Raw genomic sequence first — 26,558 nt, 5'->3', positions numbered from 1 at the left:
GCCCCCATGAGCTTCCACGATCGCCACGTCGTCGCCGACGGCTGCACGACCCACTATCTGGAGGCCGGGGACGGTCCCGCGCTGATCCTCCTGCACGGCGGCGAGTACGGCGCCTCCGCACAGCTCGCCTGGGAGAACTGCATCCCGGCGCTCGCCGAGCACCGTCGCGTGCTGGCGCTCGACTTCGTCGGCTTCGGTCACAGCGACAAACTTCGCGACTTCGGCGGCCAGCGCCGGCTCATGCGACGGCAGGTCGCCGGCGTGCTGCGCACCCTGCGGATCGACTCCGCGGACTTCATCGGTACGTCCCTCAGCGGACGGCTGCTGCTCGACATCGCCAACCGGCCGTCACCCGAGTGGCCGATCCGGTCGATGGTCGTGGTGGGCACCGGTCTGGCCGCCCCCGCGGCCGAGGCCCGCGCCGTGCTCGAGGACTTCGACGGCACGCTCGACGGCCTGCGTCCGTCGATGGACGTCCTCTTCCACGACCCGCGCTGGAAGGACAGCGAAGACTACCTGCGCCGCCGCCACGAGTACTGCATGGTCCCCGGGGCGTGGGAGACCGCCGCGGCGGGCAATCTGCGCGCGCCGGGACGTGACGGCGGCGAGCGACGGCCGCATGTTCGCCCGCCCGCCCGCGACTACGGGGGCATCACCGTGCCCACCTGTCTCGTCCGGGGGCGGCACGACCGGCTGGTGCCGGCGCCGACCTGGCAGGAGCTCGCGGCGCAGATCCCGGACGCGCGGACCGAGACGATCGACGGCAGCGGCCACTATCCGCAGATCGAGCGCTCGGCGGAGTTCGTCGAGGTGGCGCTCGGATTTCTCGCGCGGACGAAGGCGGAGGCACGATGAGCGACCTCCACCTCGAGTCCGGCGGCGACGACGGCCCTGCGGTGCTCTTCCTGCACGGCTCCGGCGCGTCGGGAGCCGTCTGGAAACCGGTGCTGGAGCGGCTGCGCGAGCGCGGGACCCGATACCGATGGCTCGTCGCCGACCTGCCGGGACACGGCCGCTCGGGCCATCGCGACGACTACTCGCCCGAGGGGTACGCCGACGCGGTGTCCGCCGCGCTCGCCGGCGTCCTGGGCGAGAACGCGTCGCTGAACGTCGTCGGTCACTCGCTCGGCGGGCTGGTCGGGATGACCGTCGCGGACGGGACCCACGGCGTCACGGTCGAGTCCCTGACGGTGATCGCGATGAAGGTCGCCTGGACCGAGGAGGAGCTGGCCCGGCGGTCCGCGACGGCCGACCGGCCGGTCCGGATCTTTCCCGAGGAGAAAGAGGCTCGCGAGCTGTTCGGGCGGATAGCGGGTCTGCGCGGCCCCGCGTTCACCGACGAGGACCGCGCCGGCGGGGTCACGGCCCGCGACGGCGGCTACGCGCTCTCCGCCGACCCCGGTATCACCAGGGCCGCCCCGGCCACCGGCCCCGAACTCGCCGCGCGCATGCTCACAGTGACCTGCCCGGTCGAACTCGCCTGCGGCGACCACGACCCCGGCATCGACCCGGCGGACATGGCCGAGGTGCTCGGCCATCAGGTCACCGTGCTGCCCGGCGCGGGGCACAACGTCCACATCGAGCGCCCCGACCTCATCGCCGACCTGGTCGAGCGGGCACTCGGCCGCTGACGAACGGACACCCATGCGAATCGAGAACCTTCTGCGGCAGAACGCGGTACGACGCGGCCCGCTGCCCGCAGTCATCTGTGACCAGGCCCAGCTGTCCTGGGCCGAGCTGGACATCGAGACCAACCGGCTGGCCAACGCGCTGATCGGGCTCGGATACCGCGCGCAGGAGCGGGTCGCGCTGGTGATGTCCAACTGCCACCACATCGTGACGGCCTTCCACGGCTCGTGGAAGGCGAACCTGATCACCGTGGGGATCAACACCCGGTTCACCGCGCCCGAGATCGCCAGGATCCTCACCCACTCGGGCGCGTCCCTCGTCATCTGCGACACCCCTGCCGCGGTCGAGGCCGCGAGAGGGGTGCCGGGCATCCGCGGCGTCTACACCATCGGCCTGGGCGACGACGACCAAGGGTCGTTCGTGAGCCTCGTCGCCTCCGGTGACCCGGGCGACGTGCCCGAAACCGGCACCGGCGGCGACCTGCGCTCGCTGCGCTACACCAGCGGCACCACCGGCGCGTCCAAGGGCTGCATGGCCACGCACGACCAGCAGCTCGCCAGCACGGCCAACTACCTGTGCGAGGTGAACGTGCCACGCGGCGGCCCGACCTGGATCTCGGTGCCGCTGACGTTGGGGGTCGGCGCGTCCTTCGTGACGACCACCGCCTACCTCGGCGTCCCGCTGCTGCTGCGCCGGCGCTTCGACCCGGCCGCGTTCGTCGACGACGTCGACAGGTTCGGGGTCGAGCACGCCTTCCTGGTACCGACCATGCTGGTCGACCTGGTCCGGGCGCTGCCCGACCTCGACCTGCGCCGCGCGGGCGCGCTCAAGCTGGTGGGGTACGGCGGCGCGTCGGTGTCCTGGAGCCTGATCCGGTCCCTGGCCCAGGCGCTGGACCTGGAGTTCTACCACGCGTTCGGGGCGACGGAGGCGGGTGGTTTCGTGGCGTTGCTCACCCCGGACGACCACCGCAACTTCCTGCGCACCGAGGCCGCCTCCATCGTCCCGGTGGGCAGACCGGCCGCGTTCGCCGACGTCAAGATCTTCGACGCGGAGGACCGCGAGGTGGCCGTACGGGAGACCGGCGAGATGCGGATCCGCGCGACCAGCGTGTTCTCCGGCTACTGGAGCCAGCCGGAGGTGACCCGCGCGGTGCTCAAGGACGGCTGGCTCCGGCTCGGCGACATGGCCTGGCGGGACGAGCGCGGCTACATCTATCTCGCCGACCGGGCGCAGGGCGTGATCCGGTCGGGGGCGCAGAACGTGTACGCCGGCGAGGTCGAGGCGGTGCTGCAGGCCTGCCCCGGCGTCGCCCGCGCCGCGGTGATCGGGGTGCCGCACGAGCGGTTCGGCGAGTCGGTCAAGGCGCTGGTGCAGCGGGCGCCGGGTGAGGAACTGACGGAGCAGCAGGTCCTCGACTACTGCGCGGAACGGCTCGCCGGCTACAAGCGGCCCCGCGAGGTGGAGTTCGTGACCGACCTGCCGGTCGACGAGGGCGGCAAGATCAGGAGAGCCGAGCTGAAGCGCGTCACCGAGGTGCGCCTGCTCGGCGAGGTGACGACCGGCGGCGACGCCGGTCCGGTTAAGGAGTTCAGGCGATGAGCGCGAACAAGGTGACGACCCCCGAGGAGGCGGTCGCCGGCATCCCCGACGGAGCCACGATCGCGCTGGGCGGCGTGCACTCCCACAACAGCCCGATGGCGCTGGTGAACGCGCTGATCCGGCGCGGGGTCAAGGATCTGGAGCTGATCCCGACGCCGAGCGGCGGCCCGCCGGTGGACATGCTGATCGCCGCCGGTTGCGTCCGGCGGCTGCACGTCTCCTACGTGGGGCTGGAGTTCCTCGGCATGGCGCCGAACTACCGCCGCGCCGCGGAGAGCCGGTCGATCGAGATCGTCGAGGCGGACGAGGCCTACATCGTCTACGGGTTCCGGGCCGGAGCCAGCCGGCTGCCGTTCCTGCCGCTGCCCGCGCTCTACGAGGGGACCGACCTGCCCAAGGTCAACAAGGACATCCGGTCCACGACCGACCCGTACACCGGAAAGACGGTGACCACCATCCCCGCCCTGCGCGCCGACTACGGGCTGTTCCACGCGCAGGTCACCGACCGTAAGGGCAACGCGCAGGTCTTCGGCCAGCGGCGGTTCGAGGACGTGATGGCGAAGGCGTGCGACCACGTCGTCATCAGCTCGGACGAGATTCTGGACGAGTACGCCCCGGCCCCAGATCCGCGCCTGGTGTCCATCCCCGGCGCGATCGTCGACAGCGTCGCGCACGCGCCCTACGGCTCGCACCCGCTGTCCTCGCCGGGGCACTACGCCTACGACCGTGAGCAGCTGGTGGAGTACCGGGACCTCGCCGCCCAGGACCGGACCAAGGAGTATCTGGAGAAGTACGTGTTCTCGGTCGACGACCACCAGGAGTATCTGGACAAGCTGGGCGCCCGGCGCCTCCTGGGTCTCCAGCAGACGTTCCGCTGAACCGGGCGCCCGCCCGGGGGCCTACCAGGAGTAGGCCTCCGGCGCGGGTCCGGGACCGGGGAAGATGGTGTCGAGGCGCTCGAGCGTCTTGTCGTCCAGGGACACCTCGAAGGCGCGGGTGGCGGCGTCGAGCTGGGCGAGGGTACGCGGCCCGATGATCGGCGCGGTCACGCCGGGCCGCCCCAGCAGCCAGGCCATCGCCACGTCGGCGGGGCTCTCGCCGAGTTCGTCGCACAGGTCCTCGAACGCCTGGATGGCGGCGCGGTGCCGGTCCAGCTTGATCAGTCGCTTGCCCCGGTGGGTCGCCACCTTGGCTCCGGGGAGCGGTGTGCCCATCTGGTTCTCCCGCTCCTTGCGGAGGATCCCGCCGAGCAGGCCGGCGTCGAGCGGCGACCACGGCATCATGCCGACGCCGTAGTGCGCGCAGGCGGGCAGGACCTCCAGCTCGGCGGTGCGTTCGAGCAGGTTGTAGATGGTCTGTTCGCTCACCAGACCGGGGCGGCCGCGCCGGGCGGCGGCTTCCTGCCCGGCGGCGAGGTGCCAGCCGGGCTGGTTGGACGACCCCACGTAGACGATCTTGCCTTGGGTTTTGAGCACGTCCATCGCCTCCCAGATCTCGTCCCACGGAGTCGATCGGTCGATGTGGTGCATCTGGTAGATGTCGATGTAGTCGGTGCGCAGCCGCCGGAGCGACGCCTCGCAGGCGCGCCGGATGTGCAGGGCGGACAGGCCGGCGTGGTTCGGCCACTCGGACATCCGGCCGTACAGCTTGGTGCTGAGCACGGTGCGCTCACGGCGGCCCCCGCCGGTGGACAGCCATCGGCCGATGATCTGCTCGGTCAGTCCTTCGCCGAACCGCCAGCCGTACACGTCGGACGTGTCGATCAGGTTGATCCCCAGCTCGTGGGCGTGATCCATGATCTTGGACGCGTCCTCCTCGGTCGTCTGGGTGCCGAAGTTGTCGGTGCCGAGCACCAGCCGGCTGACCGTCAGACCGCTGCGACCGAGGTTGGTGAACTCCACGAGATCTCCTGATTCCATTTATCGGACGACGAGTCCTATATTTGAATTTTGATGGTAGCGTTCGTGAGCAGATGAGGTAAAGAGCACTGGTCCGGCAGGTAGTCGCGCTTCTGACCGCACATGCACCTGGGCCACGCCACGGATCCGCCCAAGGAGTCTCCTCGATGAGCACAAACCTGTCCGAGCACCTCGCCGTCGCGGAGTTACCGGCGGCGCACAGCTTCGTCGGCGGGGCTCTGCGCGGTGGCGGCGGGCCGGTCTTCACGACCTGTCATCCGGGCGACGGCTCGCCGATCGCCGAGGTCGAGGCGGCGACGGCCGACTTCGTCGACGAGGCCGTGGCCGGCGCGGTCGCGGCCCAGCCCGCCTGGGCGCGCACCTCCCCGCACGAACGCGCGCGGATCCTGCGGATGGCCGCCGACCTGATCGAGTCGCGGGCCCCGCGACTCGCCCACCTGGTCGCGCTGGACAACGGCAAGACGCTGGCGGAGGCGCGCGGCGACGTCTTCGTGGCGGCGGCCCACCTGCGCGGTGCGGCGGGCTGGGCGTCCGGCCTCGAAGGCATCACCCTGCCGGCGGACGGGTCCACGCTGCGGATGACCTTCCGGGAGCCGGTGGGGGTGGTGGCGGCGATCATCCCCTTCAACACCACCCTCATGTTCGCGGCGCAGAAGGCCGGCCCGGCCCTCGCGGCGGGCAACGCGATCGTGATCAAGGCGCCCGAGCTCAGCCCGCTCGCGGCGCCGGTGTTCGCCAGGATCCTCACCGCCGCCGGACTCCCCGACGGTCTCGTCCAGGTGGTCCAGGGCGCGGGAGAGGTGGGCCGCCGGCTGGTCGAGCATCCCGGGGTGAGCATGGTGTCGTTCACCGGCAGCACCTCGGTCGGCCGGCAGGTGATGGCCTCGGCGGCGGACGGGGTGAAACGGGTGCTGCTGGAGCTCGGCGGGAAGTCCGCGAACATCGTCTACGCCGACGCGGACCTGGACGCCGCCCTGCACGCCACGGTCGGCGGCATCTTCCGCAACGCCGGTCAGCGATGTTTCTCCGGCTCCCGGCTCCTGGTCGAGGACCCGGTCGCGGACGCGTTCGTCGAACGGGTCGCCGACGTGGCGCGCTCGATCAGGGTCGGCGACCCGTTCGCGCCGGACACCCAGCTGGGCGCGCTGATCTCGGAGGGGGAGGCGGCGAGGGTCCGCGCGATGATCGACACGGCCGTGGAGCAGGGCGCGCGCGTGCTGGCGGGCGGTGGCCGGCCGGCCGACGTCCATCCCGACGGCGCGTTCGTCGCGCCCACCGTGCTGGAGATCCCCTCGGGACTGCCGCGGGTGCCCGACATCGTGTACGACGAGGTCTTCGGACCGGTCCTCACCGTCCAGCGGTTCAGCGGCGCGGAGCAGGCGGTCGCGCTCGCCAACGACTCCCCGTTCGGCCTGGTGGGCGGCTGCTGGACCCGTGACCTGGACCGGGCGCTCACGACCGCCAGAGCCGTGCGGTCGGGCTATTTCTGGATCAACTCCTACGGGGCGCTGGCGCTGGACGCCCCGATCGGCGGCGTCGGCCTGTCAGGCGTCGGCCGAGAACTCGGCCGGGTGGGGCACGAGGCCTACACGGAGCTCAAGACGGTGATCGTGGACACCGCCGCGGCCGACGCGCCCCGCTGGTACTGACCTTCAGCCACCCCGATCCGAGGAGTGATCCATGCCCGCTCACTACCGAGGCGCCGTCGTCCGAGAGGCGCACGGGCCGTTGAACGTCGAGGACATCCCGCTACGGGAGCCGACCGGCGACGAGGTGCTGATCAGGGTGACCGCCTGCGGGCTGTGCCACAGCGACGTGCACTTCATGCACGGCACGTCGGGGACCGACTTCCCCTACCTGGTCGGCCATGAGGTGGCCGGCGTCGTCGAGGCCCTGGGGCCGGACGCGACGGGCGTCGTGGCGGGTGCCAGTGTCGTCGTCGCGCCGATGGTGGCCTGCGGGACCTGCAAGCACTGCCACGCGGGACGGCTCTCGGCGTGCGCGTCGCGGCTGCCCCGCCGGCCGAAGGTCGGCCTCGGCGACGGCGCCGCCGCGACCCCGGTGCTCGGCATCGGCGGCCTGGCCGAACGGGTCGTCGTACCCGCCCGGCAGGCGATCGCGATCGACCCGAGGGTGCCGCCTCGGATAGCCGCGCTGCTCGGCTGTGGCGTGCCCAGCGGCTTCGGCGCGGCGGTCAACACCGCCGAGACCGGGCCGGCCGACGACGTGGTGGTGATCGGATGCGGCGGCGTGGGGATCGCGGCCGTCGCCGGGGCCGCGTACGCGCGGGCGCGGCGGATCATCGCGATCGACACCAATCCCGGCAAACTCGCCGTCGCCGAGCGGTTCGGCGCCACCCACCTGATCGACGCGTCCCGACAGGAGCCCGGAGAACGCGTACGCGAACTCACCGACGGCATGGGCGCGGACGTCGTCCTGGACGCGGTGGGCGGGCCCGCCACCTTCGCGACGGCGGACGGCCTGCGGGCTCCCGGCTCACGGCTGGTGATCGTCGGCGCCCCGAAGCAGGGGGACCTGGCCGAGGTGCAGCTGAGACGGCTGTTCCTCACCGGCGGGTCGATCCGGGTCTCGATCTGGGGAGACTGCGTGGCCTCACGGGACCTGCCCCTGCTCGCGGGCCTCTATCTGGACGGCCGGTTGCCACTGGACGAGTACGTCTCGGGCACGTTCGGCCTCGCCGACGCGCAGGAGGGTTACGACCGGTTGCTGGCCGGAGAGGCGCTGCGCGGCGTGGTGATCCCTTCGGAGCGCAGTTGACAAGTTGACATGCACGAACAGACAATCAATTCAAATTCCGGACTACTTGTCCGATAATTGACACACTGAGGATCAGATGATGGCGACAGCCGATCTCCGCGCACCCCGCTCGCTCAACCACATCGCCTATCCGACGTGGGACTCCCAGGCGACGCACGACTTCTACACCGAGGTCCTCAAGTGCGAGCTGCTCACCGCGATCCAGCTGAACGAGGTGCCTTCCAGCGGAGCCCGCACCCCCTACCTGCACACCTTCTTCGGGCTCGGCGACGGCAGCGCCATCGCCTTCTTCGAGGTCGACGACATGCCCAACCCCGGCCCCGACTCGGTGCCCTCCTGGGTCCGGCACATCGCACTCAACGTCGACTCCATGGAGGAGCTCCACGAGTGGCAGGCGCACTTCGCGGCCAAGGGCGTGGAGACGGTGGGCATCGTCGACCACGACGGGGTCTGGGAGTCCCTCTACCTCTTCGACCCGAACGGGGTCCGGATCGAGCTGACACTGCAGACCCGCCCCCTCGACGACGCCGACGCGCGCGCGGGCGTCGAGACGCTGCGGAAGTGGACCGCGCGCGGATAGCGCACGGCCACCGACCCCATCCCCGCCCCATCCGCGCTGATCAGGAGCCGCCTCGTGCTGTCCCGCGAACTACTCCCCATACCGATGACGCCCGGCGGACGCCTGGACATCAACTCCGGTGTCGCCCGGATGAGCGGGAAGATCTGGGCCACCCTCTGGAAAAACGATCTGCGGCCCCCCACGACCGCCGTGCTGATCGTGCATCCGGCGTCCAACTTCATCGGTCACTACGCCCTGGAAGAGCTCGCCCACCGCGGGGTGGCCGCGGTCGGGCTCGCCACCCGCTACGTCGGCAACGACTCCGCGCTCATCATGGAGAACTGCCTCCTGGACATCGGCGCGGCGATCCGGCACCTTCGCGAGCTGGGCTACCAGCGGATCGTCCTGGTCGGAAACTCCGGCGGCGGCGGCCTCGCCGCGCTCTACCAGGCGCAGGCGGAGAACCCGACCATCACCCACACCCCGGCCGGCGACCCCGTCGACCTCGCCGGCGCCGGGCTCATCCCGGCCGACAAGGTCGTCATGGCCATGGCGCACCCCGGCCGGGCGGTCGTCTACACCGAAGGACTCGACCCGGCCGTCACCGACGAGCAGCGGCCCTTCGACCGGGACGACTCGCTCGACATGTTCAACCCCGCGAACGGGCCGGCCTACGGCGAGGAGTTCGTCGAGCGCTACCGCCGCGCCCAGATCGACCGCAACCGCCGGATCTCCGGCTGGGTCACCGAACAGCTCGAAGCGCTGCGCGGACACATCCGCGAGTCGGCGGACGGGGAGAAGGTCGCACCCGACGACCTGCCCTTCGTCGTGCACGGCACGGCGGCCGACCCGCGCTTCCTCGACCTCGCCCTCGACCCCTCCGACCGGCGGACCGGCACCCTGTGGGGCAGCCCCTGGGCGGCCAACTTCCAGCCGGCGTCGCTGGGTCACCTCACCAGCCTGCGCTCCTGGCTGAGCCAGTGGAGCTACGACCACAGCCGGGCCAACGCCTACGTCGCCCTTCCCCAGGTGCAGGCGCCCGTCATGGTCGTGTACGGATCGGCCGACTGCGCCGCCTTCCCCAGCCACGCCCGCACCATGTACGAGGCCGTCGCGCACGACAGGCGCGAGCTGGTCGAGATCAAGGAGGCGGACCACTACTTCCAGGGCCGTCCCGACCTGGCCAGGGTCATGTGCGACCACATCGCCGAGTGGAGCAACTGATGGGCACCCTCGACGTGGCCGTGGTCGGCGCCGGCCCGGTCGGGCTCACCGCGGCCCTCGCGCTGGCCAGGCGCGGCGCGTCCGTCACCGTCTTCGAGGAGAGCGACCGGCTCAGCACCGAGTGGCGGGCCTCGACCTTCCACCCGCCGACGATCGAGATCGCCCGCGACCTCGGCGTCGTCACGACGATGCTGGAGGCCGGCATCGTCGCGCGGAAGTACCAGGTGCACGACCGCCGCGACGGGCTGATCGCGGAGTTCGACTTCGGCACACTCGCCGACGAGACCGACTATCCCTTCAGACTGCAGCTCGAACAGTACAAGTACACCCAGATCCTCAAGGACGCGATCAGCGAGTGTCCCGCCCCGGTCGACCTGCGGCTGGCCACGGGCGTGACGGACGTGCGTCAGGGCGAGGACGACGCGCTGCTGACCACCGCGTCGGGGGAGCAGGTCGCGGCCCGCTGGGTGCTCGCCGCCGACGGTGCGCGCAGCACCGTCCGCAAGGCGCTCGGCAGCTCGTTCGAGGGGCTCACCTACGAGCATCGCTATCTCGTGCTGAGCATCGACTATCCGGTGGAGACGCTGCTGCCGGGGATCTGTGACGTCAACTACATCGCCGACCCGGTGGAGCACCTGCTGATCCTCCGGGTGCCGGACGTCTGGCGGCTCGTCGTCTCGGTGCCGCCCCACGTCACCGGCGAGGAGGCCGTCTCCGACCGGTACGTCGCCGACCGGCTGCGCGGCGTCTTCGGCGACCACCCCGAGCTGCCGCTGCGCGAACGGAAGGTCTACTCCGTGCACCAGCGGGTCGCCGACACCTTCCGCCGGGGCCGGGTGCTGCTGCTCGGCGACGCGGCGCACGTCAACAGCCCCATGGGCGGCATGGGGCTCAACGGCGGCATCCACGACGCGTTCGACCTGTCCGTCCAGCTCAGCGCGGTGCTCCGCGGCGAGGCCGCCCCGGACGTGCTGGACGCCTGGGCGCACCGCAGGCGCAAGGCCGCGGTCGAGGCGGTGCAGGAGATCACCCACCGCACGACCACCGCGATGGCCGAGCAGGACGAGTCCGAGCGGCGCAGGTTCCAGCTCCAGATGTCGGAGATCGTGGCGGACCCGCTGCGGGCCCACACCTGGATGATGGACGCCGCGATGATCTCCAACGTACGCGCCCACGACCTGCCGCCTCGGGCCCGATGACCGGCGTACCGAAGGAGACCCGATGGACTTCGAGCTGAGTGACGAACAGCGGGACATCCGCGACACCGTGCGCGCCTTCGTCGCCAAGGAACTCCTCCCGCTTGAGGAGGACTTCCTCAGGCTGGTGCGCGAGGGCGGCGCCAGGCTGCCGAGGGACGAGGAGCGCCGGCTGCGGGCCAAGGCACGCGAGTTCGGCTTCTGGGGACTCAGCACACCCGAGGAGTACGGCGGGATGGCGCTCCCCGCGGTCACCCAGTCGCTGATCCACATCGAGCTCGCGAAGACCTGCGTGCCCTTCCGCTTCGGCGGGGAGGCCGACAACATCCTGTACGGCGCGGACGCCGCCCAGCAGGAGGAGTACCTGAAGCCGACGATCGAGGGCGAGCGCCTCGGCTGCTTCGCGCTGACCGAGCCGGGCGCGGGATCGGACGCCGGGGCGATCAGCACGTACGCGCGGCGGGACGGCGACGACTGGCTGATCAGCGGCGAGAAGACCTTCATCAGCAACGGCCACGACGCCGACTACGCGATCGTCATCGCGCTCACCGACCGGGACAAGGGTGCCCACCACGGGGCGACCGCGTTCCTCGTCGACCGGGAGGCGGGATGGACCTCCTCGCCCATCAGCACGATGGGCAGCTGGCACCAGCCCGCCTCGCTCTCCTTCGACGACGTACGGGTGCCGGCCGGCAAGGTCCTCGGCGAGGTCGGCGGCGGCTTCCAGCTCGCCATGCGCTGGGTCGGCAAGGGACGTTACGTGATCTCCGCGCACTGCGTCGGCATCGCCGAGCGCTGCCTGACGATGGCGGTGGACTACGCCGGCCTGCGCGAGACCTTCGGCCGCAAGATCGGCAGGAACCAGGCGATCCAGTGGATGATCGCCGACTCGGAGACCGAGCTCGAAGCGGCCCGATGGCTCGCCCTCCGGGCCGCCTGGGACGTCGACCGGGGGGCCGACGCCAGACACGCGTCGGCGATGGCGAAGCTCTTCTGCACCGCGATGGTCGGCCGCGTCGTGGACCGGGCACTGCAGATCCACGGCGGAATGGGCTACACCAAGGAGCTTCCCCTCGAAGGCTGGTATCGCGCCGTCCGGGCGATGCGCATCTTCGAAGGCACCGACGAGGTGCAGCGGCTCATCATCTCGCGCGATCTGCTACGCGGTCACACCCGAATCGGAGGCCACCTTGCCTGATCCCATCCCCACCTCCTCCCCCGCCGACTCCCTCACCGGCTCCTTCACCGAGCGGAAGATGAGCATCGCCACGGCCCTGCGCGCCGCGGCGGAGGCCGCGGGGGATCGGCCCGCGATGATCCAGGGCGACCGGTCTATCGGCTACACCGAGCTGGAGGCCCGCGCCGCCCGCCTGGCCGGGGTGCTGTCGGAACACGGGGTCGGCGTCGGCTCGACCGTCGCCATCTCCCTGTACAACTCGTTCGCGTACCTGGAGACCATCCTCGCCGCGTTCAAGCTGGGCGCGCAGCCGGTCAACATCAACTATCGCTATCTCGCCCCAGAGCTGCACTACGTGCTCGACTACACCGACGCGGTCGCCTTCGTCTACGACACCGGCCTGGCCGACCAGGTTCGGCGGATGGACGACCTTCCCGGCCTGAACCTGCTCATGGAGGTCGGATCGGCAGGCGAGCCGCCCGCACCGGCGCTGTCCTTCGAGTGGGCGGCCGAGCACGGCCCGGTCCACCGGGAGACGGACACCGACTCTCCGCACGGCATCATCCTGCTCACCGGCGGCACGACCGGCCGGCCGAAGGGTGTCGTCTGGGACCGTGACGGGCTGCTGGGCATCATCGCGTCGGTCTTCCGCCAGCACGGTATGGACGCGCCGAAGACACCGGACGACGTGCGGGCGCGGGTACGCGAACTGCACGAGAGGTTCACCGCCCCCGTCGTGCTGCCGATGTCGCCGCTCATCCACGGCACCGGCCTGCTGCAGACGCTGCGCTCCCTGTACGGCGGCGGCACGATCTGCTTCTGCACCTCCAAATCCCTCGACGCGGACGAGGTGTGGCGGACCGTGCAGCAGAACGCGGTCACCGAGATGGTCATCGTCGGCGACGCGTTCGGCCGCCCGCTGGTGGACTCCCTCGCCGCCGCCCAGAGCGCGGGCAAGCCGTACGACATCGGCAGCCTGCGCAAGATGACCAGCTCCGGCGTCGTGTGGAGCGTCGGCGTCAAGCGGGAACTGCTGCGGCACGGCGGCGACCTCACCCTGATCGACAACATCTCGGCTTCGGAGGGCGGCCCCTTCGGGATGGCCCTGGCTCGCTCGGAGGCCGACCTGGTGGACGGGCGGTTCACGCTCGCCCCCGTCGCCCGGGTGCTCGACGAGAACGACGAGGACATCACCCCGGGCACCGGGCAGATCGGCATCCTGGCCAGCGCCGGACCCCAGCCGGTCGGGTACCTCAAGGACCCGGACCGGACGGCGCGGGTCTGGCGGGTCATCGACGGCGTCCGCTACTCGGCGCCCGGTGACCTCGCCTCGCTGGACGCCGACGGCAGGCTGATCCTGCTCGGCCGGGGCGACGGCGTGATCAACACCGGGGGAGAGAAGGTCTTCCCCGAGGAGGTCGAAGAGGCGCTGCTCACCCACCCGAAGATCACCGACGCCGTCGTCGTCGGCGTTCCCGACCCCCGCTGGGGCCAGATCGTGACCGCCGTCGTCGCCCCGGCGAGCGCGCTCGGCGACATCGAGGACGAGACACTGAGCAGGCACGTGGCCGAGCGGCTCGCCGGTTACAAGCGCCCGCGCCGGATCGTCAGGGTGGACTCGCTCCCTCGGAGCCCGGCCGGAAAGATCAACCGCGCGTCGGCCCGTGACGTGGCGACCCGCCACCTGCAAGCAGAGGAGACAGCCTCGTGACCGGCATACCGTTCCCGATCGAACAGGGCCATGTGCGGGCCTTCGCCCGCGCCCTGGGCGAGGACGCCGACGTGGTCCCGCCGACCTTCCCGATCGCCTTCGCCCAGTTCGACCCGGACTGGGGGCTGCGGATGCGCCCCGACCGGCCCTGGAACGGCTCCGGGTCCGGACCCGGCGTGTCGTCCGGCGGAGGCGGCGGCCTGCACGCCGAGCAGGAGTTCGAGTACTTCCGCCCGCTCCGGATCGGCGAGACACTGACGGCCCGCAAGCGGGAGGGAAAGACGTGGCAGAAGACCGGTGGGAAGGGCGTGCTCAACTTCGCCGAACGGCACGTCGACTTCTTCGACGCCGAGGAAGAGCTGGTCGCCCGTTCGACCACGGTCTCCGTTACGGTCACCCCCAAGAGCGACGACACCCCGGAGGCGGGCCGATGACCGTGACCACCGACCAGGAAGTGCGCCGGGTCGTCGTGACGGACCTCAAGCGGACGCAGATCGTGATGTACGCCGGTGCCGGTGGCGACTTCAACCCGCTGCACACCGACGAGCCGTTCGCCACCCAGATCGCCGGCAACCCGACCGTCATGGCGCACGGGATGCTCACCATGGGCCTGGCCGGCCGCGTGCTGACCGACTGGTTCGGGCACGAGAACATCCGGCGCTACCGGGCCCGGTTCAAGGCGCCCGTCTGGCCCGGCGACACGATCACCGCGACGGCGACCGTGACCTCGGTGGACACGGTCGACGGGCAACGACGCGCCGAGCTCACCGTCTCGGCGGTGAACGCGGCGGGCGTGGAGGTGCTGTCCGGCACCGCCACCGCGATCGTCACCGACGAGGGCGAGGCGACGTGACGAACATGTCAGACACCGCCACCGCGATCAGCTCCGATGAAGGCGAGGCGACGTGACGGACATGTCAGGCACCACCATCGCGATCAGCTCCGACGAAGGCGAGGCGACATGATGGACATCGCCGCGCTCGACGCGATCGACGTGCACACCCACGTGCAGCTCTCCGTCCACGAGGCGCCGAAGCCGGGAAACGACAACTTCGCGGCGATGGCCGACTACTTCAAGGCCGGTGCGGTCAAGAGGTTCACCGTCCCCATGATCGCCGAGTACTACCGCGAGCGGAACATGGCGGCGATCGTCTTCGGCGTCGACTCGATGCACGTCAGCGGCCGGGAGCAGACGCCCACCAACGAGGAGATCGCGGAACAGGCGGCACTGCACGGCGACGTGCTCATCCCGTTCGCGAGCGTCGATCCGCATCGGGGCGCGGCGGGCGTGCGGGCCGCCAGGCGGCTGATCGAGGAGCACGGCGTCCGCGGCTTCAAGTTCCATCCCACCACGCAGGGCTTCTTCCCGAACGACCGGATGGCCTACCCGCTCTACGAGGTCATCGCCGAGCACCGGCTCACCGCGCTGTTCCACACCGGCCAGACCGGCGCCGGTGCGGGCACCCCGGGCGGCGGCGGGCTGCGGCTGAAGTACTCCAACCCGATGCACGTCGACGACGTGGCCGCCGACTTCCCCGACCTGCAGATCATCCTCGCGCACCCGTCGTTCCCCTGGCAGGACGAGGCGCTCTCGGTCGCCATGCACAAGCCGAAGGTGTACATCGACCTGTCAGGGTGGTCGCCGAAATACTTCCCGCCCCAGCTGGTGCAGTACGCGAACACGCTGCTCAAGGACAAGGTGCTCTTCGGGTCGGACTTCCCGATGATCACTCCGGAGCGCTGGCTGGCCGACTTCGCCAAGATCGACATCCGGGACGAGATCCGCCCGAAGATCCTCAAGGAGAACGCGGCCAAGCTGTTCGGACTCACCGGACAGTCGTGACGACAGCCCCCGGCCAAGGAGGTCGCGATGCACCACACCGGTCCCTTTGATCGAACCGTCGACGTCGTCGTACTCGGTCTGGGCGACGCCGGCGCGGTCGCCGCGGTGACCGCTCACGACGAGGGCGCGGAAGTGCTCGTCATCGAGAAGCAACCCGCCGACGACCACCGGCCCAACAGCCGCTACGCCGCCGGTTTCTTCCTCGTGCCCGAGGACGTCGACGGCGCGGTCGAGTACCTGTCCGCGCTGTACGCGGTCAACGGCGAGCTGGCCACGATCGACCCCGACCTGATCCGCACCTGGGCGGAGGAGACGGCGGCCACCCCGGCCTGGCTCGACCGGCACGGCGGCAAGTACCTCAAACTGGACATCCGCGGCGAGCACCCCACCCTGCCCGGCCACGAGTCGATCCGCGTCTACAAGGCGCAGCCCACGAGCGGGCCCGACGGCTACACCGGCTGCCCGATGCACGGCTTCCTGCGGAGCCTGGTCACCGAGCGTGGGATCGAGGTCCGGTACGCGACGGCGGCCAGGTGGCTGCTCACCGACGCGCGAGGCGCGGTCGTCGGGGTGGAGACCGACGGCGCCGACGGGGTCCGACGGATCGGCGTACGCCGCGGCGTCGTGCTCGCGGTCGGCGGCTACGAGGCCGATGAACGGCTCAAAACGCACTACCTTCCGGTCACTCCGGTGCATTTCTACGGCACCGAGCACAACACCGGGGACGGCATCGTCATGGCGACGGAAATCGGCGCCGAACTGTGGCACATGAATGTTTGGCCAGGGCATTTCGTAGCGAGATTCCCCGGCGACGGATACACCGGGGGAACGGCCGTCGATCTGTGGGGATCAGGCCGGTTCGGGCCGGCCGAGGGCGAGCCCGCACCGGGTTCGATCTTCGTCGACGGGTCGGGCCGGCGATTCATCCGCGAACCGGGAAAGCAGCACGCCGCCCATCTGGCGCTTTTGGCGATGGATGCCGATCAGCTCACTTACCCGAGGATTCCGACGTGGTGGATATTCGATCAAGCCCGTTTCGAGCGGGCGACGCTGGTCCCGACCTACTCGGGCCCCGCCGGACCGGTGCGAGACTACGCCTGGAGTGCGGACAACGAGGCGGAACTGCGGCGTGGCTGGATCCATTCGGCCAGGTCAATCCCTGATCTGGCCCGATCCTGCGGACTTGATCCGGTCGTGCTTGAGCAGACGGTCTCCCGCTACAACCAGCACTGCGCGGCGGGCGTCGACGCCGACTTCGGCCGCGACCCCGTCACGCTGACCCCGCTCGGCGGCGACCGCTATTTCGCGGTTCCGCTATGGCCGGGCGGCTCGCATACGGTCGGCGGTCCGCGCCGCGACACGAAAGCACGCGTGGCCGCGATTCGCGGAGGTTCGATAGACAATCTCTACTCCGCCGGTGAGCTAGGATCAATACATGGCCTGCTTTATCCGACAGGTGGCGGCAGTATCGCCGAATGTCTCGCGTTCGGCCGGATAGCCGGACGTAATGCCGCAGCCGATCGGACCGTCATAAGTTGACTCTCATGCGACAAGTGACATCGGCTTTGTTCAATATAGATACAGTGCGCATTAGGAAAACCGACAGCGGTGGAGGTGGCTCGGCGTGAGCGCTGGAGATCGCGCCGGAGACGGCGCCGGTCAGGGCAACGGATCCCAGACCTTGGATCGCGGCCTGAGGCTCTTGGAGTTGCTCGCCGCGGAAGACCGCGACATGACCGTCGCGGAGCTGGCCACGGCGCTGGGCATGCACCGGCAGGCCGTCTATCGGCTGCTCACCACGCTCCGCAGTCACCGCCTCGCCGCCGAGGGCAGTTCGGGGCGCTACCGGCTCGGGCTGGGCGTGATCCAGCTCGCCCGGCAGGCCAACCCGCAGCTCCAGCGCGCGGTCATCCCCTACCTGCGCACGCTGGCCGAAGAGCTCGGCGTCACCACGCAGTGCGTCATGTCGGAGGGGGCCGACGCCGTGGTGCTGGCGGTCGTCGAGCCGTCCGACGCGATCTTCCATCTGTCCCAGCGCAGCGGTGCCCGGCATCCGCTCGACCAGGGGGCGAGCGGCCTCGCCATCATGCTCGCCCGGCCGCCCAGGGCCGACGACCCGGCCGCGGTCGTCGAGGCGCGGAAGTGCGGATACGCGGTGTCGCGCGGAAACCTGACACCGGGCGCGGTCGGCATCGCCGTGCCGCTCTACGACGGCGAGGGACGCTCACTCGAGGCGAGCCTCGGCATCGTGTCGATGGTCGACCTGGACGTCGAACACACCGCCAAACGCCTCCTCGCCACCGCGAAGGAGATCACCACCCGGGAGTGACGGGCTGTCCCCGAGTCAGGACGCGGTGGCGGCGCGCTCGGCGGCGCTGCGCTCGACGCAGAACTCGTTGCCCTCGATGTCGGCGAGGGTGACCCAGCCGGTGCCGTCGGGACGGCGGCGGTCGGCGACCAGGGTGGCACCGAGGGAGAGCAGGCGCTCGACCTCCTCGTCGCGAGTGCGGTCTGTGGGCTGGATGTCGAAGTGGATCCGGTTCTTGACCGTCTTGCCCTCGGGGACGGCGATGAACAGGAGCGAGACGCCCTCCGTCTCGACCAGTGCCTCGGGGTCACCGGGGTGGTCGTCTTCGCCGATCTTGGTGTTCAGCACCTCGGCCCAGAAGGTTCCGAGCCGGTAGGTGTCCGCACAGTCGATGCTCACGTGGTGCACAAGAGAAGCCATGGCCGACAGTATGCCCGTCCCACCTCGCAGGCAGGCTCCGGTGATCTTGAGGCCGTAACGGCCGCTCGGGTGCCCCGCCGGACTCCGCGGCGCGTTCCCAGGCGGTGGTGCCCGAGCTTCGCCGGTCGCGTGGTGGCCGTCCGGACGACGAGGGCGCCCTCGTCGTGAGTGGCCACGGAGATTCCGGCCGCCAAGCACCGAAGAGGGCTGAACAGGCGATACAGCCGTCTCCGACCCGGAGACCGGCATCGTCGCCGCCGCGGAATGTCGACCGCATGGGGACGAATTTCTGATAACGAGATATTGACATCCCACCTTGCGAACCCTGACACTTTGCGGAAATACAATAGAAACACGAATGCGACCCGATCGTCGGGCCTTCATCAAGGACCAATCCCCCCACCGCCAAGCCCACAGGGACGAGATGCACGAAGAGATGTTATCGCTAACAATTCTCCGTGCGTCCGCCGATACGCCCCCTTACCTCTGAGCCCAGCCGTGAGCGCGCAGCTGTGATGTCGCCCCTCTCCGTCTCCTTACTGATTCCCGGGAAGGACACCCGCGGCGTCCCTCCCCCTCCAGTGATTGGACATTCATGGCACTGATCATGGCGTCTGATGGTTACTCGTCAGGATCCTCGCGGCGCATTCGGTCGTTGCGCCGATTACTGATCACCCTCGTGGTGACCGCGCTCACCGCGGCGACCAGCCTCGTCGTCTCCGCACCGTCGGCCAATGCCGAGACCAGCCAGTTCCGAGGCATGAACTGGGCCGTACTGGGTGACAACTTCAGCACCGGCACGCTCGTCGTGCAGGGACTGAGCCAGTCCGACAGCAACGCGACGGTTCGCGCGAAGGCCAACTCGCTCTACGACCACATGGAATACATCATGGGCATCAACACCATCCGGTTGCCCATCAACACTCACACCGTGGCCAACACGACCTGGTGGAACTCCTACCGCGGCGCCATCGACGCCGCCGCCGAACGCGGATTCAAGGTCATCCTCGCCTACTGGGAGGACGGCGCCGCCTCAGGTGGCAGGATCACGAACCTCGCCGCCTGGAACACGATGTGGTCCAGCGTGATCAACACGTACGGCTCGAACAGCAACGTCTACTTCGAGCCGATGAACGAGCCGCACGGCTACTCGTCGACGGAGTGGCGCAACGTCGCGGCGAACTGGCTCGGCTATCACACCTCGGCGGTGCCCGGCCGGGTGCTCATCGGCGGCACCGGCTTCAGCCAGGACCTGCGGGACATCTGCAACGACAGCCGCTTCAACTCGACGCTGCTGTCCTTCCACTACTACGCCTTCTTCTACGGCCCGATGACCTACGACGAGTTCCGGAACCACATCCAGACACGTCTGGGCAACTGCGCCCACCGCGCGGTCGCGACCGAGTTCGGCGCGCCGATGTCCACCGGCCTCAACTACGCCGACCCGACCAGCACCGACAACTTCGTACGCTACCTCCGCGCCATGGCCCAGGTCATGCGGGACAACCAGATGGGCGGCACCTACTGGCCCGCCCTCGGCGGCAAGCCGGGCACCATCGGCTACGACTGGTACTCGATGTACGTCATGGGCGGCAGCGGCACCAACCTCAGCGTGACCGTCCGCAACGGCCACGGCGCCAACCGGGTCCGGTACGCCTGGGGCGACGCCGTCGGCGACGTCACCCCTCCGCCGACGGTGACCTACAGGATCAACGCGCGCCACAGCGGCAAGGCCATGGACGTCCAAGGAGCGAGCACCAACGACAGTGCGCGCGTCGGCCAGTACACCTACAACGGCAACGCGTGGCAGCAGTGGCAGTTCCAGGACGTCGGCAGCGGCTACTGGCGCATCGTCAGCCGCCACAGCGGAAAGTGTCTTGACGTGGTGGGCGCCTCGACCGCCGACGGCGCCGAGCTCGTCCAGTACACCTGCGGCCTCGGCAACAACCAGCACTTCCAGATGGTCAGCAACGGCACCTACTTCCAGCTCCGGGCACGACACAGCAACAAATGCGTGGACGTGCCCGCCGCATCGACCGCGGACGGCGTGATCCTCAAGCAGTATCCGTGCAACAGCGGCACCAACCAGCAGTGGTCGCGCACGGCCGTCTGACGATCGTCTTGACGTGAAGGTGGCCCCGGCGAACGCCAACCTCAGCAGGTGCGGAGCATGTTGAGCAGGGCCACCTTCTCCTTGCGGGTCACGAAGAGCCGGTAGTGGCGCTTCACCGTGATCCACGAGGTCGCGTACTGACACCAGTGGGCGCGACGTTGCGGGCGCCAGCTCTGCGGACCTTTGCCGCCCTTGGCGATGTTGGCGGAGTGGCTGACGGTGAGCAGTTCGGGGCGGACCAGGTCGTTGGCGAACGCGCGCCGCTTGGCCTGGCTCCATCGCTTGGCGCCCGAACGCCAGGCGTAGGCGAGCGGCACCAGGTGGTCGACGTCCACGTACTTCTCGCTCTTCAGCCACTTGCCGTCGTACGGGCTGTACCAGCGCCCCTTGACCGGATGGCAGGCCGCGTTGCGGCGCACGTTCCGCCCGTCGCGGGCCAGGACCAGCTCCCGCGTGTTGCACCTGCTCTTGCGGTGCGCCGATCGGGACTGGAACCGCTCGCGGCCGTAGCCCCGGATGGACAGCGGCCTGGCGACCTTGAGCTGAGCCAGCATGCGCCGGGCGAGGGCCGCGGACTCCGCCTGTGATCGTTTACGCGGTTCGGCCGCCGCCTGCGGGGTGGTGAGGACGGCGGTGATCGGAACGAGCACGAAGGTGAGTACGGCGGTGTGCGCTGCACGTCTCAGGTAGATCATGACTTTACCTATACCCGACGACCTCCCCGACCCGGCAATCGGCAGGAACATGTCCGCGTGGGCGAGTGACATGAGGTTGTCGACGCCGACCTCACCATAGGAGGACACCGGATGACCAGCCATGACTCCCCTGCGGACAGCGAAGTCCGGGATCCCTTCGGCACGTTGCGCCGCGCACTGTGGATCGGCGGTGGCCAATGGGCCGGAAAGTCGACCGTGGCCCGGCTCCTGGCCGTCCGATATCGCATCACCGTCTACCACTACGACCACCACGACGCCCGCGGTCACAACGATCGCCGGATCGCCCGTCGCGTCGCCCTCGGCGAGCCCGCCACCGAGCCCGACCCGGACAAGATGTGGGTCCACACCACCCCGGAGGAGATGGCCGCCACGACCCTGGCCGGTTTCCCCGACCGGTTCGAATGGGCCCTGGACGACCTGCGCGCGCTCGTCTCAGGCCACCCGATCATCGCCGAAGGCTGGGGACTCCGCCCCGAACTCGTCGCCCCCGTCATCGACTCACCGCGCCGGATGGTCGTCATGGTGCCCACACCGGAGTTCCGCCGGCACCAGTCCCAGGAACTACCGCGCGCCGCCTCACTCGGGCACCGCGTCAGCGATCCGGCCCGCGCACAGGCCAACCGCCTCACCCGGGACCGCCTCGTCGCGGAGGACGCCGTCCGCACCGCCCACCGGCTCGGCATCCGCGTGATCGAAGTCGACGGTTCCCGCGACGCCGCCACGATCGCGGGGATCGTCGCCGACCATTTCAGCCCCTACCTGCCAGAGCAAGATCGCACCCCCTTCAAGCCGGCGTGTTGCGACGATCACTAGAACGGAGGCACGAAAGAGGGCGTTCCGACTTCACGGATTCGTCCGGGCCGACGCACCGAGCGCGAGCAGCAGCAATCCTGCCGAGGCCCATGCGGCCCAGTCTCCCAGGACGGTGTAGAGGGTGGCCGAACCCTCCTGAGGCAGGGTGGCCATGACCGTGGTCATGCCCGTCATGTCGGTGTGCCGCTCGGTCAGGATCCGGCCGCGGTCGTCGCTGACCGTGAGCCATCCCCCGCGTGCGGCGCGGGCCACCGCCAGGCCGTTCTCCACGCCGCGCACCACCGCCATGCGGCTGTGCAGCCACGCGTCCTCGCCGAAGTCCCAGGCCGGCGCGAGCAGGGCGGCGGCACCGGCCTTGCTGTACTCCCTGACCAGGCCGGGGAAGTCCAAATCCTTACAGATGATGAGGCCGAGCCGATTGCCGTCGAGGAAGGCCAGGCCGGTGCCGGGCCGGAATCGGCGCTCCACCCCGGGGATCAGGTGGTGCTTGTCGTAGCGCACGCCGGAGGGATAGCTCACCGCGCTGTTGGTCTCCATGGCGATCCCCGCGACCACCTCCACGCCCGGACGGGCGAACGGCAGGTCGACGGTCTTGAAAACCTTCTCGGGCAGCACCACGATCTCCGCCCCGCGGGCCACCGCGGCGTCCACGGCCTCGCCGTACCGGCGGACGAGCTGCTCGGAGTCGTCCGTCGCGACCAGCGCGACCTTCCGCCCCCCGGTGTCGGCGGGCGTCGCGAGCCGTACGAGACCGTGGCCGAGCGTGAGCGCGACCAGCACACCCGAGACCATCGCCGCGCGTGGCCGCAGGACCGCGACGGAGGCGGGCACGAACAGCAGGAGGAAGGTGATGCCCCAGACCCCGGTGACCGAGGCGGTCTGCAGCACGGGCAGGACGTCGGCCTGCGTGTACGCCAGGCTCCACCAGGCCCCGTGCGGCGCGGCGAGGCTCATGCCGTACTCGGCGGTGACCCAGACGGCCGGTACGGCCGACGCCGCCAGGAGCGGTCTGCCGCGCACGATCAGGGTGCGGAAGAGCAGCACGCCCAAGCCGTAACAGAGCGCGGGGCCGACGATGAAGGCGGCGGCCAGAGCGGGTGGCATTTCAAGGGGTCCGGTGAAGTACGGCCACATCCGCGCCTGGCCGACGAGCCAGACCAGCGTCCCCGCGACGAAAGCCGTACCCCCGCCCGCCCGGCGCGCCAGGAACAGGACAGGGAGCGGCGCGAGCCAGGTGAGCCACCAGACAGGGTGGAGACCGGTGCCGAAGTGCGTCAGAACGGCGGAGGCGAGGGTGAGCAGGATGCGTTCCATGCCGATGATCGTGCTTTCCCCCACCCCGCGGGCGCGTCACTCGCGGGTGTGATCTCCGTTGTCACTCCTGCCGGCGACCACCAGCCCGGACTCGTAGGCGAGCACCACGGCCTGGACCCGGTCCCGCAGGTCCAGCTTGGTGAGCATGCGGCTGACGTGTGTCTTGACCGTGTGCTCGGTGACCACGAGCGCGGCGGCGATCTCCGCGTTCGACAGGCCGTGCGCGACCAGCCTCAGCGTTTCGCGCTCGCGTTCGGTCAGCGCGTCCAGCCTGGCCGTCAGCCGGGGGGCGACGCCGTGGGCGGGTCTGCGCACCAGGTCCTCAAGCAGCCTCCTGGTCGCCGCCGGAGCCAGCAGGGCCTCACCCGAGGCGACGGTACGGACGGCGTGGGCCAGCTCGTCGCGCCGGATGTCCTTCAGCAGGAAACCGCTCGCCCCCGCCCGGACCGCGTCGTAGACGTACTCGTCGAGATCGAACATGGTCAACACGAGCACCTTGGCAGTGGTGGTGGCGCAAATCTCCCTGGTCGCCTCGATGCCGTTCCTGCCCGGCATGCGCACGTCCATCAGGACCACGTCCGGCCGGAGCCGCCGGGCCGCGGCGATCGCCTCCTCGCCGTCGGCGGCCTCGCCGACCACCTCCATGTCCGGCTGCGCCCCCAGGATCAGCCCGAACGCCGCACGGAAGAGGTCCTGGTCGTCGGCGATGAGCACCCGCAACATGCGGGCTATTCAAGCGGAAATTCGGCTCTCACCGTGAACCCCCCGTCCCGCCCAGCCTCGGCCCTGAGCGTCCCGCCGCATGCCGCCGCCCGCTCTCGCATCCCGGCCAGCCCGTACCCGCCGCGCTCGCCCGGCCCTCGCCCGTCGTCGGTGATCTCCACCGTCAGGCGCTCCCCCCAGGTCAGAGCGAGGCGTACGGCACGCGTCCCGGCGTGCTTGCGCACGTTGGTGAGCGCCTCCTGAACGATCCGGTAGACGGCCGCCTCAACGCTTTCGGCGACCGGGCGCGGGATACCGGCGGTCGTACTCACCACATCGAGACCGCTGCGGTCGAGCAGCGCGGGGAGGTTGGCCAGACGCGGCTGGAACAGTGACTCGCTCAGGCGCTCTTCGGCATGGCCGCACACCGGTCCGCCATCGTCGGCATGGCCGCACACCGGTCCGCCGTCGCCGTCATGGCCGCACACCGGTCCGCCGCCTTCGCCAGGGGTCCGCAGCGTGGTGAGCACCCCCCGGAGCTCGGCCAGCGCACCTCTTCCCATGTCGGCGATCGCGTCGAAAACCGCTTCGGCCCTGTCCGGGTCGCCGCGCACCACCACCGGCCCGGCTTCGGCCTGGACCACCATCAGCCCAACGGAATGGGTGATGATGTCATGCATGTCGCGCGCGATCCGAGTGCGTTCCTCGGCCGCCGCCGCGATGTGCTCCTGCTCCAGCCGCCGCGCCCGCTCGGTCAGCTCGGCGGCTCGCGAGCGGCTCGCCCTGACACTGGTGCCCAGCGCGTAGGCGGCCACGAAGGCGGTCCCCACCAGCCGAAAGGTCTCGTCGTTCTCCCCCGGCAGCACCAACGAGGTCCCCACCGTCGCCACGATCGCCGGAATCGCCGCCAGCCTCTTCCACGTGGGACTCAGGTCGGCGATCGTGTAGACGGCCAGCAGCGGCCCGAAGGGCAGCAACGGCTTCTCCCATGTCACCAACACCGACATCGCCGCCCCGACCACCACAGCCACCACCATCGGCGCCCGCCTGCGCCACACCACCGGCACCGACGCCAGCAGCCCCAGCCCGATGATCCACCACGGATCGGGATCGGGCAGAACAAGCGGCATCACCGTGGCCAGGACCACGCCCACCGCGAGCGCCCCGTCAACCATCCTGTCGGTCCGGCCCGCCGCAAACATCCGCCCATTATCCGGATCCGTCCGCCCGCTGCCCTCACTCTCAAGAGTGATCATTCCCGCCACGCAGCCTGCAGGGTCCTACCCCTTGGTCCGGGCACCTCTCTTGGGAGGGCTACGCGTCAGATACCAATCGGTGCCGCACGAATTCTGGATGGGCATCGCCGACATCGATGCTGTTCTCATCAAGAGCGTTGGCGATGTGGAAACGACCGGCATCGAAGGCGAACTCCACAGCGAGGGTGCCGTCCGCCAGGTCATGACATGATGACGGCCGCCACTCGAGCAGAGCGACTTCGCGCAGTTCCAGGCCGACGAACGGCTCAAGCCGCTCGTCGGCGCTGGACCACACCGGGGTGAGCTCGTCCCACTCCCAGCCACTGATGGCGACCGTCGTGTCGATGGTGTTCCAGCCGATCGACAGCTCATCGAACTTCGAGTGGCAGATCTCGACCTGGACACCGTCGAAGTCCAGGACGATCGGGCAATCGGCGTACCAGTCCCCGTCCTCGACAAAACGCACGAGCGCGAATCCCGTCAGACGTCGGCCACCAAGCGCGGCCAGACCTGGCCCGTGTCGCTCACGGACGGCTTCGAGTCCGACGAGAAAGGTCGGCTCGAAGCCGGAAATCCCCATCATGTCAGGCAATTGTCCAGGCTCCTTACCGGCCGGTCGATCCGTCGTGACCAATGGTGAACCGACCGACACACCTGGAACTCCAATAGGCTCGTATCATGATCCGCGCTGTGGTCTTCGACGTCGGCGAGTGCCTGTCACCCGTCGACAGTGCTGATCACACCGTGATCATGTAGGCCGCTCATTGACCGTGGCGCAATCCACGTTCGCGCTCGCGCGCTCGCCGTTCTGGTTCTTGAGCACCCATATGCCCTTGTTGTTGAAGCGAATCCATGCCTCGTCATCATTAAGTCCCCGTATCCAGCCGGCGGACACGCCACCGAATATCCGCACGCCCTTGTCCTGTTCCAAGAACTGGATGTATCCCCTGCCCTCGCCTGCTCCGTTGACTTGGCTGGTGGTCACGCTGTTCACGTCGGCTTTGTCAGCGAACACGGTTCCCCAGGTTTGTCCGGCCCCCTTGCGCACGTTCAGGCCTTCCTTGGGGAAGCTGATCCATCCGTCGTCGGCGCTCCGCCCCTGCACCCACTCAGTGTTGATGCCGTTGAGGTCGGCCTTGTCAGCGTGCACAGTCCCCCACGCCCCACTCCCCTGACGAACATCAAGCCCATCCTTGGGAAAAGTAACCTTCCCATCATCGGCGCTCCGCCCCTGCACCCACTCAGTGTTGATGCCGTTGAGGTCGGCCCTGTCAGCGT

The 26,558-nt window shown here is 69.7% G+C and carries 26 protein-coding genes; 18 read left to right on the top strand and 8 right to left on the bottom strand.

Going from position 1 to position 26,558, the window contains the following annotated elements; translation table 11 throughout:
• The first annotated feature begins 6 nt into the window (after nucleotides 1–6).
• Genes AB0B96_RS28395 through AB0B96_RS28380 form a run of 4 tightly spaced genes read left to right on the top strand, consistent with a single transcriptional unit; the run spans nucleotide 7 to nucleotide 4,109 of the window.
• Nucleotides 7–855 (top strand): alpha/beta hydrolase, encoded by an 849-nt coding sequence (locus tag AB0B96_RS28395; RefSeq protein ID WP_362903420.1) that lies wholly within the window; start codon nucleotides 7–9, stop codon nucleotides 853–855.
• Nucleotides 852–1,631 (top strand): alpha/beta hydrolase, encoded by a 780-nt coding sequence (locus tag AB0B96_RS28390; protein WP_362903418.1) that lies wholly within the window; start codon nucleotides 852–854, stop codon nucleotides 1,629–1,631. Before AB0B96_RS28395 ends, AB0B96_RS28390 begins: the two co-directional genes overlap by 4 nt.
• A gap of 13 nt (nucleotides 1,632–1,644) precedes the next feature.
• On the top strand, nucleotides 1,645–3,231 hold the full coding sequence (locus AB0B96_RS28385; RefSeq protein WP_362903416.1) for an AMP-binding protein: 1,587 nt from the start codon (nucleotides 1,645–1,647) through the stop codon (nucleotides 3,229–3,231).
• Nucleotides 3,228–4,109, top strand: coding sequence for a CoA-transferase (locus AB0B96_RS28380; protein ID WP_350942209.1), 882 nt, complete (start codon nucleotides 3,228–3,230; stop codon nucleotides 4,107–4,109). The genes AB0B96_RS28385 and AB0B96_RS28380 overlap by 4 nt, the downstream gene beginning before the upstream one ends.
• Nucleotides 4,110–4,130: 21 nt before the next feature.
• Here the strand turns inward: AB0B96_RS28380 and AB0B96_RS28375 are convergent, their stop codons facing one another.
• A complete protein-coding gene (locus tag AB0B96_RS28375; RefSeq protein WP_362903414.1) occupies nucleotides 4,131–5,132 on the bottom strand; it encodes an aldo/keto reductase in 1,002 nt (333 codons plus the stop codon).
• Nucleotides 5,133–5,296: 164 nt separating this feature from the next.
• On the opposite strand from AB0B96_RS28375, the gene AB0B96_RS28370 reads away from it, so the two are divergent.
• From AB0B96_RS28370 to AB0B96_RS28315, 12 genes are all read left to right on the top strand, one after another.
• The gene (locus tag AB0B96_RS28370; RefSeq protein WP_362903412.1) at nucleotides 5,297–6,799 is read left to right on the top strand and encodes an aldehyde dehydrogenase family protein; all 1,503 of its coding nucleotides are present in this window, start codon (nucleotides 5,297–5,299) and stop codon (nucleotides 6,797–6,799) included.
• A 31-nt stretch (nucleotides 6,800–6,830) separates the two neighbouring features.
• Nucleotides 6,831–7,928: a zinc-binding dehydrogenase gene (locus AB0B96_RS28365; protein WP_362903410.1), complete on the top strand. Its 1,098-nt coding sequence runs from the start codon at nucleotides 6,831–6,833 to the stop codon at nucleotides 7,926–7,928.
• 79 nt (nucleotides 7,929–8,007) lie between these two features.
• Nucleotides 8,008–8,508: a VOC family protein gene (locus AB0B96_RS28360; RefSeq protein WP_362903408.1), complete on the top strand. Its 501-nt coding sequence runs from the start codon at nucleotides 8,008–8,010 to the stop codon at nucleotides 8,506–8,508.
• Between the two features lie 54 nt (nucleotides 8,509–8,562).
• Complete coding sequence (locus tag AB0B96_RS28355; protein ID WP_350942200.1) at nucleotides 8,563–9,711, top strand: alpha/beta hydrolase; 1,149 nt, start codon at nucleotides 8,563–8,565, stop codon at nucleotides 9,709–9,711.
• A complete protein-coding gene (locus AB0B96_RS28350; protein ID WP_362903406.1) occupies nucleotides 9,711–10,910 on the top strand; it encodes an FAD-dependent oxidoreductase in 1,200 nt (399 codons plus the stop codon). Before AB0B96_RS28355 ends, AB0B96_RS28350 begins: the two co-directional genes overlap by 1 nt.
• A gap of 22 nt (nucleotides 10,911–10,932) precedes the next feature.
• Nucleotides 10,933–12,105 carry an acyl-CoA dehydrogenase family protein gene (locus tag AB0B96_RS28345; protein ID WP_350942197.1) on the top strand — a complete coding sequence of 391 codons (1,173 nt, stop codon included), beginning with the start codon at nucleotides 10,933–10,935 and terminating at the stop codon, nucleotides 12,103–12,105.
• On the top strand, nucleotides 12,098–13,795 hold the full coding sequence (locus AB0B96_RS28340; RefSeq protein WP_362903403.1) for an AMP-binding protein: 1,698 nt from the start codon (nucleotides 12,098–12,100) through the stop codon (nucleotides 13,793–13,795). The genes AB0B96_RS28345 and AB0B96_RS28340 overlap by 8 nt, the downstream gene beginning before the upstream one ends.
• Nucleotides 13,792–14,229, top strand: coding sequence for a MaoC family dehydratase N-terminal domain-containing protein (locus AB0B96_RS28335; protein ID WP_362903401.1), 438 nt, complete (start codon nucleotides 13,792–13,794; stop codon nucleotides 14,227–14,229). Before AB0B96_RS28340 ends, AB0B96_RS28335 begins: the two co-directional genes overlap by 4 nt.
• On the top strand, nucleotides 14,226–14,648 hold the full coding sequence (locus tag AB0B96_RS28330) for a MaoC/PaaZ C-terminal domain-containing protein (RefSeq protein WP_362903399.1): 423 nt from the start codon (nucleotides 14,226–14,228) through the stop codon (nucleotides 14,646–14,648). The genes AB0B96_RS28335 and AB0B96_RS28330 overlap by 4 nt, the downstream gene beginning before the upstream one ends.
• Nucleotides 14,649–14,756: 108 nt before the next feature.
• Nucleotides 14,757–15,638, top strand: coding sequence for an amidohydrolase family protein (locus AB0B96_RS28325; RefSeq protein WP_362903398.1), 882 nt, complete (start codon nucleotides 14,757–14,759; stop codon nucleotides 15,636–15,638).
• A 27-nt stretch (nucleotides 15,639–15,665) separates the two neighbouring features.
• On the top strand, nucleotides 15,666–17,177 hold the full coding sequence (locus AB0B96_RS28320) for an FAD-binding protein (RefSeq protein ID WP_362903397.1): 1,512 nt from the start codon (nucleotides 15,666–15,668) through the stop codon (nucleotides 17,175–17,177).
• 85 nt (nucleotides 17,178–17,262) lie between these two features.
• Complete coding sequence (locus AB0B96_RS28315; RefSeq protein WP_362903395.1) at nucleotides 17,263–17,967, top strand: helix-turn-helix domain-containing protein; 705 nt, start codon at nucleotides 17,263–17,265, stop codon at nucleotides 17,965–17,967.
• A gap of 15 nt (nucleotides 17,968–17,982) precedes the next feature.
• Here AB0B96_RS28315 and AB0B96_RS28310 read toward each other — a convergent pair whose 3' ends face one another.
• Entirely contained in the window at nucleotides 17,983–18,366 is a 384-nt protein-coding gene (locus AB0B96_RS28310) for a VOC family protein (protein WP_362903393.1), read from the bottom strand.
• Nucleotides 18,367–19,021: 655 nt separating this feature from the next.
• On the opposite strand from AB0B96_RS28310, the gene AB0B96_RS28305 reads away from it, so the two are divergent.
• Nucleotides 19,022–20,479 (top strand): RICIN domain-containing protein, encoded by a 1,458-nt coding sequence (locus tag AB0B96_RS28305; protein ID WP_362903391.1) that lies wholly within the window; start codon nucleotides 19,022–19,024, stop codon nucleotides 20,477–20,479.
• 41 nt (nucleotides 20,480–20,520) lie between these two features.
• Here the strand turns inward: AB0B96_RS28305 and AB0B96_RS28300 are convergent, their stop codons facing one another.
• Complete coding sequence (locus AB0B96_RS28300; RefSeq protein ID WP_362903389.1) at nucleotides 20,521–21,297, bottom strand: HNH endonuclease family protein; 777 nt, start codon at nucleotides 21,295–21,297, stop codon at nucleotides 20,521–20,523.
• Between AB0B96_RS28300 and AB0B96_RS28295 the strand changes: the two genes are divergently transcribed.
• The gene (locus AB0B96_RS28295; protein WP_362903387.1) at nucleotides 21,286–22,008 is read left to right on the top strand and encodes a hypothetical protein; all 723 of its coding nucleotides are present in this window, start codon (nucleotides 21,286–21,288) and stop codon (nucleotides 22,006–22,008) included. The genes AB0B96_RS28300 and AB0B96_RS28295 overlap by 12 nt on opposite strands.
• Before the next feature lie 30 nt (nucleotides 22,009–22,038).
• Here the strand turns inward: AB0B96_RS28295 and AB0B96_RS28290 are convergent, their stop codons facing one another.
• From AB0B96_RS28290 to AB0B96_RS28270, 5 genes are all read right to left on the bottom strand, one after another.
• Nucleotides 22,039–23,322 carry a nitrilase-related carbon-nitrogen hydrolase gene (locus AB0B96_RS28290; protein WP_362903385.1) on the bottom strand — a complete coding sequence of 428 codons (1,284 nt, stop codon included), beginning with the start codon at nucleotides 23,320–23,322 and terminating at the stop codon, nucleotides 22,039–22,041.
• 36 nt (nucleotides 23,323–23,358) lie between these two features.
• Nucleotides 23,359–24,045 carry a response regulator transcription factor gene (locus AB0B96_RS28285; protein WP_362903383.1) on the bottom strand — a complete coding sequence of 229 codons (687 nt, stop codon included), beginning with the start codon at nucleotides 24,043–24,045 and terminating at the stop codon, nucleotides 23,359–23,361.
• Between the two features lie 5 nt (nucleotides 24,046–24,050).
• Nucleotides 24,051–25,226 (bottom strand): sensor histidine kinase, encoded by a 1,176-nt coding sequence (locus tag AB0B96_RS28280; RefSeq protein WP_362903381.1) that lies wholly within the window; start codon nucleotides 25,224–25,226, stop codon nucleotides 24,051–24,053.
• Between the two features lie 112 nt (nucleotides 25,227–25,338).
• Nucleotides 25,339–25,872, bottom strand: coding sequence for a hypothetical protein (locus AB0B96_RS28275; RefSeq protein WP_362903379.1), 534 nt, complete (start codon nucleotides 25,870–25,872; stop codon nucleotides 25,339–25,341).
• Between the two features lie 156 nt (nucleotides 25,873–26,028).
• Nucleotides 26,029–26,558, bottom strand: a 530-nt coding sequence (locus AB0B96_RS28270; RefSeq protein WP_362903377.1) for a hypothetical protein, incomplete at its 5' end; no start/stop codon positions are given.

It is taken from the genome of Streptosporangium sp. NPDC049046 (genome assembly GCF_040649155.1).
Taxonomy (GTDB): Bacteria; Actinomycetota; Actinomycetes; order Streptosporangiales; family Streptosporangiaceae; genus Streptosporangium.
The sequence above is the reverse complement of the archived record's forward strand: the minus strand, read 5'-3'. Positions and strand labels throughout refer to the sequence as shown.

Excerpts from the sequence above, each read along its gene's own strand:
- AB0B96_RS28395 (WP_362903420.1), top strand. The coding sequence starts at position 7 with ATGAGCTTCCACGATCGCCACGTCGTCGCCGACGGCTGCACGACCCAC.
- AB0B96_RS28390 (WP_362903418.1), top strand. The coding sequence starts at position 852 with ATGAGCGACCTCCACCTCGAGTCCGGCGGCGACGACGGCCCTGCGGTG.
- AB0B96_RS28385 (WP_362903416.1), top strand. The coding sequence starts at position 1,645 with ATGCGAATCGAGAACCTTCTGCGGCAGAACGCGGTACGACGCGGCCCG.
- AB0B96_RS28380 (WP_350942209.1), top strand. The coding sequence starts at position 3,228 with ATGAGCGCGAACAAGGTGACGACCCCCGAGGAGGCGGTCGCCGGCATC.
- AB0B96_RS28370 (WP_362903412.1), top strand. The coding sequence starts at position 5,297 with ATGAGCACAAACCTGTCCGAGCACCTCGCCGTCGCGGAGTTACCGGCG.
- AB0B96_RS28365 (WP_362903410.1), top strand. The coding sequence starts at position 6,831 with ATGCCCGCTCACTACCGAGGCGCCGTCGTCCGAGAGGCGCACGGGCCG.
- AB0B96_RS28360 (WP_362903408.1), top strand. The coding sequence starts at position 8,008 with ATGGCGACAGCCGATCTCCGCGCACCCCGCTCGCTCAACCACATCGCC.
- AB0B96_RS28350 (WP_362903406.1), top strand. The coding sequence starts at position 9,711 with ATGGGCACCCTCGACGTGGCCGTGGTCGGCGCCGGCCCGGTCGGGCTC.
- AB0B96_RS28345 (WP_350942197.1), top strand. The coding sequence starts at position 10,933 with ATGGACTTCGAGCTGAGTGACGAACAGCGGGACATCCGCGACACCGTG.
- AB0B96_RS28330 (WP_362903399.1), top strand. The coding sequence starts at position 14,226 with ATGACCGTGACCACCGACCAGGAAGTGCGCCGGGTCGTCGTGACGGAC.
- AB0B96_RS28325 (WP_362903398.1), top strand. The coding sequence starts at position 14,757 with ATGATGGACATCGCCGCGCTCGACGCGATCGACGTGCACACCCACGTG.
- AB0B96_RS28320 (WP_362903397.1), top strand. The coding sequence starts at position 15,666 with ATGCACCACACCGGTCCCTTTGATCGAACCGTCGACGTCGTCGTACTC.
- AB0B96_RS28310 (WP_362903393.1), bottom strand. The coding sequence starts at position 18,366 with ATGGCTTCTCTTGTGCACCACGTGAGCATCGACTGTGCGGACACCTAC.
- AB0B96_RS28295 (WP_362903387.1), top strand. The coding sequence starts at position 21,286 with ATGACCAGCCATGACTCCCCTGCGGACAGCGAAGTCCGGGATCCCTTC.
- AB0B96_RS28300 (WP_362903389.1), bottom strand. The coding sequence starts at position 21,297 with ATGGCTGGTCATCCGGTGTCCTCCTATGGTGAGGTCGGCGTCGACAAC.
- AB0B96_RS28290 (WP_362903385.1), bottom strand. The coding sequence starts at position 23,322 with ATGGAACGCATCCTGCTCACCCTCGCCTCCGCCGTTCTGACGCACTTC.
- AB0B96_RS28285 (WP_362903383.1), bottom strand. The coding sequence starts at position 24,045 with ATGTTGCGGGTGCTCATCGCCGACGACCAGGACCTCTTCCGTGCGGCG.
- AB0B96_RS28280 (WP_362903381.1), bottom strand. The coding sequence starts at position 25,226 with ATGTTTGCGGCGGGCCGGACCGACAGGATGGTTGACGGGGCGCTCGCG.